At 57.9% G+C, this 12350-nt stretch carries 14 protein-coding genes; 8 read left to right on the top strand and 6 right to left on the bottom strand.

The annotated features are described in order from the left end of the window. The first annotated feature begins 87 nt into the window (after positions 1 to 87). Complete coding sequence (locus tag ACXX9E_RS17035) at positions 88 to 477, top strand: DUF2946 domain-containing protein (RefSeq protein WP_186747237.1); 390 nt, start codon at positions 88 to 90, stop codon at positions 475 to 477. Positions 478 to 569: 92 nt separating this feature from the next. Further along, positions 570 to 2702, top strand: coding sequence for a TonB-dependent receptor (locus ACXX9E_RS17030; protein WP_458555770.1), 2133 nt, complete (start codon positions 570 to 572; stop codon positions 2700 to 2702). A 96-nt stretch (positions 2703 to 2798) separates the two neighbouring features. On the opposite strand, the gene ACXX9E_RS17025 is transcribed toward ACXX9E_RS17030, so the two are convergent. From ACXX9E_RS17025 to ACXX9E_RS17015, 3 genes are all read right to left on the bottom strand, one after another. After that, positions 2799 to 3815, bottom strand: coding sequence for an ABC transporter substrate-binding protein (locus ACXX9E_RS17025; protein WP_447808011.1), 1017 nt, complete (start codon positions 3813 to 3815; stop codon positions 2799 to 2801). Positions 3816 to 3944: 129 nt separating this feature from the next. Continuing rightward, positions 3945 to 4142 (bottom strand): hypothetical protein, encoded by a 198-nt coding sequence (locus tag ACXX9E_RS17020; RefSeq protein WP_123469150.1) that lies wholly within the window; start codon positions 4140 to 4142, stop codon positions 3945 to 3947. 5 nt (positions 4143 to 4147) lie between these two features. Beyond that, on the bottom strand, positions 4148 to 4597 hold the full coding sequence (locus tag ACXX9E_RS17015; RefSeq protein WP_163005233.1) for a hypothetical protein: 450 nt from the start codon (positions 4595 to 4597) through the stop codon (positions 4148 to 4150). Positions 4598 to 5018: 421 nt separating this feature from the next. Between ACXX9E_RS17015 and ACXX9E_RS17010 the strand changes: the two genes are divergently transcribed. Next, the gene (locus ACXX9E_RS17010; protein WP_458555769.1) at positions 5019 to 5270 is read left to right on the top strand and encodes a hypothetical protein; all 252 of its coding nucleotides are present in this window, start codon (positions 5019 to 5021) and stop codon (positions 5268 to 5270) included. 47 nt (positions 5271 to 5317) lie between these two features. Further along, positions 5318 to 5554, top strand: coding sequence for a DUF2789 family protein (locus ACXX9E_RS17005; RefSeq protein WP_123467791.1), 237 nt, complete (start codon positions 5318 to 5320; stop codon positions 5552 to 5554). A gap of 6 nt (positions 5555 to 5560) precedes the next feature. Here the strand turns inward: ACXX9E_RS17005 and ACXX9E_RS17000 are convergent, their stop codons facing one another. The 3 genes from ACXX9E_RS17000 to ACXX9E_RS16990 all read right to left on the bottom strand — a co-directional run bounded on the left by ACXX9E_RS17000 (position 5561) and on the right by ACXX9E_RS16990 (position 8107). Continuing rightward, on the bottom strand, positions 5561 to 5764 hold the full coding sequence (locus ACXX9E_RS17000) for a hypothetical protein (RefSeq protein WP_123467789.1): 204 nt from the start codon (positions 5762 to 5764) through the stop codon (positions 5561 to 5563). A gap of 109 nt (positions 5765 to 5873) precedes the next feature. Next, a complete protein-coding gene (locus ACXX9E_RS16995; RefSeq protein WP_458556588.1) occupies positions 5874 to 7097 on the bottom strand; it encodes a methyl-accepting chemotaxis protein in 1224 nt (407 codons plus the stop codon). 605 nt (positions 7098 to 7702) lie between these two features. Further along, positions 7703 to 8107: a TraR/DksA family transcriptional regulator gene (locus tag ACXX9E_RS16990; protein ID WP_003225981.1), complete on the bottom strand. Its 405-nt coding sequence runs from the start codon at positions 8105 to 8107 to the stop codon at positions 7703 to 7705. 444 nt (positions 8108 to 8551) lie between these two features. On the opposite strand from ACXX9E_RS16990, the gene ACXX9E_RS16985 reads away from it, so the two are divergent. From ACXX9E_RS16985 to ACXX9E_RS16970, 4 genes are all read left to right on the top strand, one after another. Then, the gene (locus tag ACXX9E_RS16985; RefSeq protein ID WP_123467785.1) at positions 8552 to 9460 is read left to right on the top strand and encodes a MurR/RpiR family transcriptional regulator; all 909 of its coding nucleotides are present in this window, start codon (positions 8552 to 8554) and stop codon (positions 9458 to 9460) included. Between the two features lie 62 nt (positions 9461 to 9522). Then, positions 9523 to 10128, top strand: coding sequence for a glutathione S-transferase (locus tag ACXX9E_RS16980; RefSeq protein ID WP_123467783.1), 606 nt, complete (start codon positions 9523 to 9525; stop codon positions 10126 to 10128). 2 nt (positions 10129 to 10130) lie between these two features. Next, on the top strand, positions 10131 to 11249 hold the full coding sequence (locus ACXX9E_RS16975) for a DNA alkylation repair protein (RefSeq protein WP_458555768.1): 1119 nt from the start codon (positions 10131 to 10133) through the stop codon (positions 11247 to 11249). 411 nt (positions 11250 to 11660) lie between these two features. Then, positions 11661 to 12218, top strand: coding sequence for a hypothetical protein (locus ACXX9E_RS16970; RefSeq protein ID WP_458555767.1), 558 nt, complete (start codon positions 11661 to 11663; stop codon positions 12216 to 12218). Positions 12219 to 12350: the final 132 nt, after the last annotated feature.

Genomic DNA, 12350 nt, shown 5'->3' with positions numbered 1-12350 from the left:
AGTCCTTTCAAAAGACTTGAACAAATCATCCTAGTCAGCATTTTTTCAAGTGCACGACCGATCAGCGGTACGGTAAAGTGCCGCCCCATGAAATTCTCCCGTTCCGATCGCTCACTGCTGGCCTGGATGCTCTATTGCTGCGTCCTGTTCAATGTGTTCGCCTGCAGCATCGGTCACGGGCAAATGGTCGGCATGCAACTCAACGGCATCGGCGGCCAGTTCTGTACGGTCGACCCGGCCACTCAAGCACCGCTCTCGCCAAATCCCGTCGAAGAAAAACTGCCGACCCTGAGCAAGGCGTTCGGTTGCCCGCTGTGCTCTGTCGGCGGGGGCATGGGCCCGGCGTTCAACTCCAGCCTGACCCTTGCGGTGCTGCCCGAACAACACAGTCCGCCGTTGGCGCCTGTCGTCAGCGCCGACCTCCCTGCCCGCTTCACCTGGCCCTCGGCCAACCCTCGCGCCCCACCGCTCGCCTGAGTGTCTTCGCCCTATTGATTTGTCAGCCCACTGCGCCAACGCGCGGCGTTTGCCTGTGCGCTGACACCTAGCCAAGCATTCAGGATTCAATGATGAAACAACTCACTTTGCTGGCGAGCCTGTGCGGCTGCCTGTCCGTTAACGCCTGGGCGCAATCCGCCGTGGATCTGGCGCCGATCACCATCAATGGCGAGTCCGGCGCCGAACCGGGCTTGAGCCTCGACCAATCCAGTGGCATGGCCTCGCGCCTCGGTCTGAGCGTGCGCGACACACCCGCGTCGGTGGCCATTGCCAACCGCAACGACATCGAACGCCACGGCGCACAAAATTTCCAGGACGCCGCCAACACCCTGCCCGGGGTCAATGCCAGCGCACCGCCGGGTTTCGGCGGCTTCGTCTCCTATCGCGGCTTCACCAGCAGCCAGATTACCCAGATGTTCAACGGCATCAACGTATCCGGCGGCCTCGCCCGGCCGGTGGATGCGTGGATTTACGACCGGGTGGAATTGCTCGGTGGTCCGTCATCGCTGGTCAATGGCGCAGGTTCCGTCGGCGGTTCGTTGAACTACGTGACCAAACTGGCCAGCCGCGATGAACAGGCGACTGAAGGTCGGGTCAGCTACGGCACCTACGACACCACCGAAACCGCCTTCGGCCTCAACCACGCCCTGACCGCGCCGAATGCCGATGTGCAGCACTACGCGCGTCTGGATGTCAGTCACAACACCAGCAACGGCTACATCGACCGCCAGGAACGCGATGCCTGGAGCGTGGCGTTCTCGCTGCTCAGCGACCTCACGCCGGACCTGTCGCACACCCTCGCCCTCGAATATCAGGACGAGCACGAAGACAGCCCGTACTGGGGCACGCCGGTGCTCAACCCCAAGGCCGGTGAGTTGAAAATCGACAGACACAACCGCTTCAACAATTACAACGTCGAAGACGGGCGCTACGAACAACGGACGATCTGGCTGCGCTCGATCATTGATTACCGGATCAACGACAGCACCACTCTGCGCAACACGCTGTATCACCTCGACAGCCAGCGCGACTACCGCAACCTCGAAACCTATCAGTACAACGCCGACAACACAGCGCTGAATCGCTCCACCGCGTATCAGGTGCGCCATCAGGGCGAGCAGAACGGCAACCAGTTCGAACTGCGTCACGACAATACGTTCTTCGGTCTCGATACAACGTGGTCCGGGGGTTTCGAATACAAGGTCAACCAGACCACCAACTCACCGCTCAACGTTAAAGGCGCGAGTACGGTGGACCCGAACAACTACCGGCCGGGGCATTTCTACGACATTCCCGGCACCAACCCGAAGTTGATCAGCGACAAGACCAATGAAGTCACGACCAAGGCACTGTTCGTGGAAAACCGTCTGGCGCTGACCGACAAACTGTCGCTGCTCACAGGCCTGCGTTACGACGATATCGACCTCGACGTCACCAACCATCGCACAGTGACCGCCACCAACCCCAAGCACCTCAAGCGCGGTTGGGAGCCGGTGACTGGTCGCGTCGGCCTGACCTGGCAATTCATCCCGTCGGCCAACGTCTACGTGCAATACAGCACCGCCGCCGAGCAACCGAACGGTACTCAGGACTTTGATGTTTCGACGGGTAAACAATGGGAGATTGGCAGCAAGTTCGACTACCTGAACGGGCGAGGCTCGGCGACCGTCGCCGCCTACACCATCGAGCGCAAGGACTTCGCCGTTACCGATCCACTGGACCCGACCAGCAGCATTCCAGTCGGCCAGCAGACCTCGAAAGGCATCGAGATTGCGAGTTCGTTGCGTATCACCGACAAGCTGTTGGCCGAAGGCAACTTCGCCTGGGTCGATGCGCAGTACGACGACTTCACTGAAAAGAATGCCGCCGGTGTCGTGGTGTCGCGCAAGGGCAATACCCCGACTAACGTGCCGGATCGCGTCGGCAATGTGTGGCTGACCTATGACTTTTCGCCGCAATGGCAAGGTGGGGTCGATGCGCGTTACGTAGCATCGGTGTATGCCGACACCGCCAACACCATGACGGTGCCGTCGTACACGCTGTTCGGCAGCTTCCTCAGCTACAAGGTTGATTCACACACCACCGTCACCGGGCGGGTGCGCAACCTGACCAACGAGGTGTACGCCGAGTTTGCGCATGTGTCGCCGGCTTACTATCTGGGCACGCCGCGCACCTTTGAATTGGCGGTGCAGACTCGATTCTAAAAGCTTGAAAGCATCGCGAGCAGGTTCACTCTCACAGGGAAACGCATTCCAAATGCAGGAGTGAGCCTGCTCGCGATGGCGTCAGCCGCAACCCCTCTATTTCAGATCAGCCGCCACCTTATCCGCCACATCCTTCGGCAACCATGCCTGCCACACATCCGGATGCGCTTTCATGAAGGCTTCAGCCGCTTGGCGTGGCGCGGTGTGTTTTTCACTCATGTCTGCCAGCGCCTTGTTCAGCGACTCGATCGGAAAATCGACCTTGCTGAAGAATTCGGCAATCTGCGGGTACTGCTTTTGAAACGGCGTAGACACGCCAATCGACAGCTTCGAGGCCAGCGACCGGGTCGGTTTCGGATTCGGATTGTCGGCGTCGGTCAGGGTCTTCCATGCCTCGGCATCAAACGGCGGCTCTTCCAGTTGCACCAGTTTGAATTTGCCCAGCAGCGGTGTCGGTGACCAGTAGTAGAACAACACCGGTTTGCCGCGACGAATCGAAGAACTGATCTCGGCGTCCAGTGCCGCTCCCGAGCCACTGCGGAAATTGGTGAAGTCATCCTGCAGGCCGTATGCCGTCAGCTTCTGCTTGTTGACCACTTCCGAGGTCCAGCCAATGGGGCTGTTGAGGAACCGGCCCTTGCTCGGGCTCTCCGGGTCCTTGAACACATCCTTGTACTTTTTCAGGTCACTGACGCTGCGCAGGTCCGGCGCCAGCGGCTTGATGCCTTTGGCCGGGTCACCCTTGATCACGTATTCCGGCACCCACCAGCCTTCGGTCGCGCCCTTGACCGTATCACCGAGACTGACCACCTTGCCCTCGGCTTCTGCCTTGACCCACACCGGACTACGCCCGGCCCACTCCTCGCCAATGACCTGAATGTCATTGTTGGCCAGCGCGGTTTCCAGGGTGATGGTGGTGCCGGGCAGCGTGTCCGTCGGCAATCCGTAGCCCTTCTCGACGATGATCCGCAGGACATCGGTGATCAGGCTGCCGCTTTCCCAATTCAGGTCGGCAAAATGAATCGGCGCCTGCGCGGCCATCAGCGGTGGTGCCGACGCCAGCAAAGCGAATGCGGCCGCGCTGGCGGCCAACAACCGTCGAAATCCGTTCATGCTTTTTGCACCTCGTGCTGTTCACAGCAATAGCAGGATGGCCTGATGGAAGACCGCAAGCCTCTGAATACTCAGTCAACTGACTGTAGCCGAGGTTCCTGCTTTTTCCGGGGCGTATCCCGGACGAGGTCAGGTTTCAGACTTTTCCTGCAAGCTTTGCAGCTCGCGTCTGACCATGCTGGCGTATTCCGCCGGGCGCAACGTGTAGATCTGCGATGCCACCCACCCCAGCCACGCGCCCTGCAATCGGGCTTTCGCATCGAACAGACGCCGAGCCTCTTCACGCGCATTATCGAGGTGGTGCACATGAAAATCAGCGCGACTCACAGCATTCACTCGCTGGCCTTGAAGGTCACCAGTTCGCCCTTGCGCCATTTGGCGGCCTTGGCGGTGACGGCTTTCAGGGTTTTGGTCAGGCCTTCCTGCAGTTGCTCATTGGCGGCGAACACGGTCACCACACTGTGGCCTTCCTTGAACAGGATCGCGTGACCATCGGCGGTGTCGACAAAGGCGTAATCGCCCAGGCCGTAGACCGTCAGTTTGATTTCACGAAAACGGATATCCATCTTGCCGCCTTCGCGGCTGGGCAGGACCGACGCGCTGAAATGATCGCCAACCTTGAGCTTGAGCCCCGGTTTGTCATCGACCACCAAGGCACTTTCGGTGTCGATCTCGGCCACGTAAATGCCTTCGGCGTTTTGCTCGGTGATGTAAACAAAACGCGACTGGAACAGCTTGACCAGCTTTGCACGCAAATCACCGAGCACGAACAAAGCATGCATATCGAGGTTACTGACTGCCAAAGAAACATCCCCACATCTGAAAAAACCGTGCACGGAAAACGCGCGCGGCAAAAAACGGCCAGGCCGACAGAACTGCCAAGTGACTCAAATAAAAGTCCGAGTGAGCGGAGCGCTCATTTATCGCGAGGTGCGTAAGACTACTGGAATGTCACTCGCGAAACTTGCTCCGATGTCGCCAAAGTTCGAAGGAAGATTCCTTACTGACGCTCAGAGAAAGCTGACTACGAACTTTAGGGAAAATTCTCACGAAAAAAAGCATTTTTCCGACATATCGCCCGTGAAAAATTGCTTTAGATAAGCCCTGTCGTCAACAGGTACTGGCGATTCTAGAGCAGCAACGCTCATTACGACTACCCGCAACGGCCAGTAAATGCCGGCCGACCGATGAAAAGGACTTCATATGTGCACCCTGACTCACTTTGCCACTCCCGTAGAGGCCAGGCACAAATCGACGCTGATCTTCCATGTCAGTGAAACGCCCGACCAGACCCCACGCTTTCAAGTCGTGCCGGCGGGCATTGCCTTCTTTCACATCAAGGAAAAATCCACCGGTCGCGTCAGAGGTTTCCGCGAAGACCATAACGAAGCCTGTGCCTTGGCTCGTTCACTTGAAGCGCAAATCGAACTCCTGGCCGGCGACTGCCTCAGATAAAGGGAGTGATCGACTGCGCCATGTCGGCGCAAACCAAGGAGTAAACGATGGAACTGCCAGCATACGACCTGAAAACCCTGTTCGACCAGCTGGGCCTGCCCTCGGAAGGCAGCGCTATCGACGACTTCATCGAAGCGCATCCACTGCCCGCCGATGTCAAATTGATCGAGGCCGACTTCTGGTCGCCGCAACAGGCGCAATTGCTCAAGGAATGGTTACGCGCCGACGGCGAAGAAGCCGTCATGGTCGATGAATTGAACGTGCGCCTGCACCCCGGCAAGTAAGCCTGATCAGTGCAGACTGTCAGCGGGCTCGGCCTGCAATTGCGCGAGCCACGCAGCCTTGCACTCTTCGGCCTCGTCGCGGCTGGCAAATGCGGTGCCGCGTTGCTCCCCGTTGAGCAGCACCACCCAGCAAACGCTTTGCCCCCTTGCGCGCAAACCGGCGGGTACACCACTGCCGATCATCACGGCGACATCAACCCGGCATTGCATGCCGACCTCCTGAATTAATTAGCTACCTAACTAAGCCGGCAGACTAATGCTTTCATTCGGAAGGAAAAAGCAACGCCGCTGCACAGAACCCTTGCCTCAACGGTAACAATCAGCGCGGGGTCTCCGGTTTGTAGCCCAGCCGCAATCCACCCCAGTGACGTCCCTTGATCATGATCGGCACCGACAAATCGTGCATCAATTCGCCGGTGTCGCGGGTGTAGGTTTGCAACAGCACCGGTTGCTGATGACTGCCACAGCGTATCCCGGTGCGGTCGGCGAACTTGCGTTTGGTGCGATTGTTGACCGCATCAACCTGCACATCCCCGGTCAACGGCTGGCTGAACACCTGGTTATGCGTCGGCACATAACCCTGCTGCGTGCAGGCGATGGCGAACACCAGACCTTCATGGCGCGGCAACAAGGGCTCCTGAATCGCCGGCAGCACCTGATCGGTGTAACGGTCGAAACGGGTCTGGTACTTGGCCGGTTGAGTATTGGGAATCGCCTGATACTGGCGATCGAACAGATCCTCCAGACTGATCCGCCCCTGTTCGACATCCGCCTCGAAACGCGCCGCGATCTGACTCGCCCCCTCACGCGCCAGGTCATAGATACGCTGGTGATAGTCATCCAGGCCAACCTCAGCCAGACGTTCGCTGATGGTTTCGGCCTGCCCTTCCATCTGCACCGCCGCTTCGGCGAGACGACGGGTCTGTTGATCGCTGATCGCCAGATCGCTGCGCATCTGCTCGATGGCCTTAAACAGGCTGTCGAGTTGCTCGCGATTGGTTTCCGCGCCCCGGGCGATTTCACCGACCTGAGTTTCCACGCCGGCCGCCAGGCGTGCGATGTTTTCCAGGTGCTGCCCGGTGTTTTCAACCTGTTCGACGCCGGTGTGCAGGTCGCTGGACAACTCGCGGATCTGTTCCACGACCTGTGCAGTCCGTTGCTGAATGTCGGCAACCATCTCGCCGACTTCCCCCGTCGCCGACGCCGTTCTGGCCGCCAACCCGCGCACCTCATCCGCCACTACGGCAAAACCGCGGCCATGCTCTCCGGCCCGAGCCGCTTCAATCGCCGCGTTCAACGCCAACAGGTTGGTCTGACTGGCAATCGACTGAATCACCAGCGTCACCCGCTGAATATCGTCGCTGCGCAGGCTCAACGCCTCGATCAGTTCGCGGCTGGCATTGGCGCGCTGGCTGAGTTGATGCATGCGCGAGATGGAATCGACCAGCTCGGCACGTCCCGCGGCACTGCTGTGATGGGCCTCACTGGCGGCTTCCAGGGCTTGGCGACTGAGCTGCGAAGTGGCGTGCTCGGTCGCAATCATCACCTCGGCATTGCTGACAATCCGCGCCGCCGCGTCGAGTTGCGATTCGAGTTTGTTCGCCAGTTCCTTGACCGAAAACGCCACCCCCGCCGCCGACAACGCGTTGTGGCTGGTGGTGTAGGAAAGATCGCGGGTCAGTTCGGAAATGGCACTGCCGGTGTCGGCAGGCGGTGCATCTAGGACGGTTCGCGAGCGCAGGCGCGGCAGCCAGACAATCAGCACCGCCAGTGGCATGCCAATGTACAACGACCCTTCACCCAGGGTCATGCCGGCCAACAACAGCATCAGGGCGATGCTTTGCAGGGTCGGTGCGATCCAGCGGTTCTTCGGCAAAAGCACTGGTGCAGGCAAAGCCCCAACCAGAGATCCATCTCTCGTCATATCAACACCCCACGCTTGTTCTCATTGTTGTGACTGCATTAAACGCCACTACAACGCCATTATCTATGGTCCGTTAGTCGCGGGGTCTGCAGCAGGTCAATGGAACGGCTTGGAAATAGTGCAGACGAGCAAAAGCAAAGATCGCAGCCCCGGCCTCCCTTTTGGAGCTGCCGAAGGCTGCGATCTTTTGCAGGCGCCCCCCCTTTCAGGGGGCCGCCATGGAATCAGGCCTGACGCTGGTGCTTGTCGATCTGCTCGTGACGCTCTTGAGCTTCGATGCAGTACTTGGTGGTCGGGCTGATCAGCAGGCGTTTCAGGCCAATGGCCTCGCCGCTGTCGTCGCACCAGCCAAAACTGTCTTCCTTGATGCGCTCAAGGGCTTGTTCCAGTTGCGGCAGCATGCGCTGGTCGCGATCAATCGCGTTCACCAGCCAGGTGCGCTCTTCTTCAACCGAAGCTGCATCCGCCGGGTCGGCCGGGGTGTCCAGGCTTTCGATGGCGATACGGTTTTGCTCAATGCGCTCGTGGGTTTCGACTTTCATGTTCTGCAACAGCTCAGTGAAGAAAGCGTGTTGCTCTGCATTCATGTAGTCATCTGCCGGCATGGCCAGCAACTTGTCCTTTGTCATTGATATCTCTATAAAAAAACGTGCATTAAGGCGAATTAGGGAGCGTTCCGGCGAACCGTGTCCGGTCGACGAAAAGGCATCGTTTATTGCAAACGCCACCCGGCACTCAATTTACGAAGGGGCGGCAGTCTAAGGCCCGATTGAGGCCTCAGCAACTGTAAATACTGGGAATTTGTCCGACAACACCCGTTAACAGCTCTGACACAGGCGTCGTGGCGGTCATCGGAGTGCGTTTATAGCAAGAAATTCAGTCGAGCGGCTGTATATAGAAGACAAACGGCTAAACCAGCGGCAACCGGTCGCATTTTTTTTCAGCCATGCCGCCCGCGCAGTGCATCGTTTCAGCTGCGCAGACGCCGAAAAACTCCCCAGCCAACTGCTCGCACCCCGCCTATTATCAGGCACACCGCCATCGTGTGATTTGATCAGCCCTAAGGACACCTTATGCCCCGCCCCGATCTGCCGGCCACCGACGAGCCCACTCTCGCCAGCCCCCCGATCAATGCCGAGCGTCTGCTGCAACTGATCACCGACGAATACGACACCCTGCCGCGCCAGCTAAAACGCATCGCCAGCTACATGAGCCAGCAAAGCGACCGGATCATGGTCGATCGCATCAGCGACATCGCCCGGGAATGCGAAGTCCACCCCTCCGCCATCGTCCGCTTCTCGCAGCGCTTCGGCTTCAGCGGTTTCAGCGAAATGCAGGCACTGTTCCGCACCGCCTACACCCACAAAGCCTCGCCGGCACAGAACTACCAGCAACGCATCCGCAGCCTGATCGCCAACCCGTCGCAGCAAACCAGCGACGGCGACCTCGCCCGCGAATGCATTGACGCCACCCGCTCCGGCATCGAACGCCTGGGCCGTGAACTTGACGACGTCGCCTTCGAAAAAGCCGTCGACCTGATCGTCAACGCCGACAACATCTATGTGGTCGGCGTGCGCCGTTCCTTCGCCGTCGCCGACTACCTCGTTTACAACTTGCAACACACTCACAAGCGAATTCAGTTGGTGTCGGGGCTGGGTGGCAGTTATCGCGAGCAGATGCGCAGCGTCCGCGAAAATGATCTGGTCATCGCCATCAGCTTCACCCCCTACGCCAAGGAAACCCAACATTGCCTGCGCTACGCCCGCCAGCAAAAGGCCAACACCCTGATCCTCACCGACAGCCACCTCTCGCCACTGGCCAGGCACGCCAACAGCCTGTTGCTGGTGAATGAAGGCAGCGCATTGGCGTTTCGTTCGCTGAGCGCGACGCTGTGTTTGTGTCAGGCGTTGTTTGTGGCGGTGGCCTATCGGCTGGAATTGAATGTCGACGAGATTCACGAACAACCCGGCTTCGACGACTGACAATTGCCTCAGCCTCGGCTAGGTTATGCCTTCCCACTCGGTTCGACTTGAAGGAACGCGTCATGAAACTGATCGGCATGCTGGACTCCCCATACGTGCGCCGCGTGGCGATCTCCGCCAAACGCCTCGGCATCGACCTCGAACACGAGTCAGTCTCGGTGTTCCGCCACTTCGAGCAATTCCAGCAGATCAACCCGGTGGTCAAAGCGCCCACGCTGATCCTCGACGACGGCGTCGTCCTCATGGACTCGACCCTCATCCTCGATTACCTCGAAGCCAGTTCCGGCAAAAGCCTGCTGCCTGCCGACCTCAAACAGCGCGCCCACGCCCTGCGCCTGATCGGCCTGAGTCTCGCCGCCTGCGAAAAAGCCGTGCAGCTCTACTACGAACGCAACCTGCGCCCGGCCGACATCCAATACCAGCCATGGGTCGAACGCGTCGAAGGCCAACTCGCCGCCGCGTTCACCGCCCTCGAACAGGAACTGGAAAAAACCGGCCTGCCCACCGACGGCACCCTCACCCAGGCCGGCATCAGCCTCGCCGTCGCCTGGAGCTTCACCGGCCTCGTCGTCCCCGACCAGATCGACACCCGCCGCTACCCACACATCGCCCAATACACCGCCTACGCCGAAACCCTCGAAGCGTTCGTCAGCACCCCGATGACCTGACCATGAGCACCACCGACACCGCCGCCCCGGCGTTAAAGGAAATCTTCAACGCCGAGCGCTTGCAGCACATCGCCACCGAAATGAGCGCCGTGTACCCGGCGTTCAAGGCCAAGGCATTTCTCAAACATGCCCAGGACGGACTCGCTGAATTATCAGTGATGCAACGCATGGCCCGCGTCAGCGAAAGCCTGCACGCCGTGTTGCCGCTGGATTACGAAGATTCCCTCGAAGTGCTTTTCGAACTTGCGCCAAGGCTGAACAGCGGATTCGTCAGCATGTGCCTGCCGCACTACGTCGCGAGCTACGGCGGCCACGCATTCGACACCTCCATGGACGCCCTGAAATACTTCACCACCTTCGGCTCCTCCGAATTCGCCATCCGCCACTTTCTACGCAGCGACCTGGAACGCTCGCTGGAGCTGATGCACGACTGGACCCACGACGAAAACCACCACGTTCGGCGCCTCGCCAGCGAAGGCAGCCGCCCTCGCCTGCCTTGGTCGTTTCGGTTGGAAGCAGTTCAGGCCGATCCGCAGTTAGCGGCCGGGATACTGGATCGGTTGAAAGCGGATGAGAGTTTGTACGTGCGCAAGTCCGTGGCGAATCATCTGAATGACGTGACCAAAGAGCACCCGGAGTGGGTGTTGGACACGATTGAAGGTTGGTCGTTGGAGAACAAGCACACGGCGTGGATTGCCAAGCATGCGTTGCGGAGTTTGATTAAGCAGGGGGATGTGCGGGCGCTGACGGTGATTGGCGCGGGGGCGAAGGCTGAGGTTGAGTTGTTGGATGTGCGGGTTGAGCCGGCGGTGGTCAGGTTGGGCGAAGCGATTACGTTGTCGTTTGTGGTGAAGTCGACCGTGGCGCATGAGCAGCGGTTGGTGATTGATTATGCGATTGACTATGTGAAGGCGAATGGCGGGGTTTCGGGGAAGGTTTTTAAGTTGAAGACGGTGGAGTTGGCGGGGTTTGGGGAGTTGGTTGTGGGGCGGCGGCAGGTGATTAGGGATTTCACGACGCGGAAGCATTTTGTGGGGCGGCATGGGGTAAGGGTTATGGTTAATGGGGAGGTTTTGGCTAGCACGGTATTCGAAATAGTCGCCGGATTACGTCACGTATAGGATCCGTTGATCTGGCAGTAATACTGATTGATATGGAATTACGGATAGGGCAACTTTCGGTCATTAGCCGACGCGCACAAGCGACCGCTACCGGCCAAAAGCGGACATCGGCACGCTACCGCTGTCGGCCAGAAGCGAACGCTAAAGACGGCCCCCTTTCGACCAAATTTGAACGGTGATCAAAAGTTGGATTCCGGCCAGAGACAGCCCTAAAGTGAGTAAAATACAAAAGCAATTTAACCCAACCATGCTATATGATTACTGCACACGCTTAGCGGCACGCTCAAAACGTTCCGCCTAGACAAGAATATCAAGAGGAACAATATATGCTGCCAGCTTAAACCGTTAAGTTGGTTATGCAAAATTTATTGTGTACTTACAGTTATATTGCAGCAGGAAAACTCAGCAAATATGGACGCCCTTACATTCGTTTCCGAAGTTATCAAATCACTAGCTTGGCCTGCCGCAGTAGTTTCTCTAGTGATCATGCTAAAAAAGCCAATTGCACAGTTAATTCCGCTTCTTCGAAAGCTAAAGTATAAAGAGCTAGAGATGGAGTTTTCAAAAGAAATTGCAGAACTAAGAGCTGAAGCCAGCGCGCCAGTCTCATCTGGTGGTCAGCCAACGATTAATCAACCCAACCCTCCTAATCGCCTCCTGCAGCTAATAAGTTTTTCTACACGTGCAGCAATCATGGAGGCATGGCTGGAGGTCGAAGCTGCAGCATCAGAAGTCGCCAGTTCTTTTTGGAACGAACCGACAAGTGATACGTTCAGAAATTACCCAAAGCTCGGAGAGTATTTACTTCAGTGCAAGGTTATAGATAAAAAGCAACTGGAAACATTCAATAAGCTTAAGCAGCTTCGTAATAAAGCTGCACATGCGAGCGAGCTAGAACTCAGTGAAAGTGATGCAAAGTCTTATGTTGAGCTGGCATCTGCATTAGCAGCTCATATAAAAAATTCTTAACCTTAATGTAATGATGCGCTGGGGTTGTGAGCCCTCACTATTAACGGCGGAGACTGCCCCCTATTCATAATTAGAAATTACAAAAAATCGCTTGAAATTCTGGCTATTGCTGGCACAGTGATGGCCAAACAA

The organism is Pseudomonas sp. GNP014, assembly GCF_054344005.1.
The sequence above is the reverse complement of the archived record's forward strand: the minus strand, read 5'-3'. Positions and strand labels throughout refer to the sequence as shown.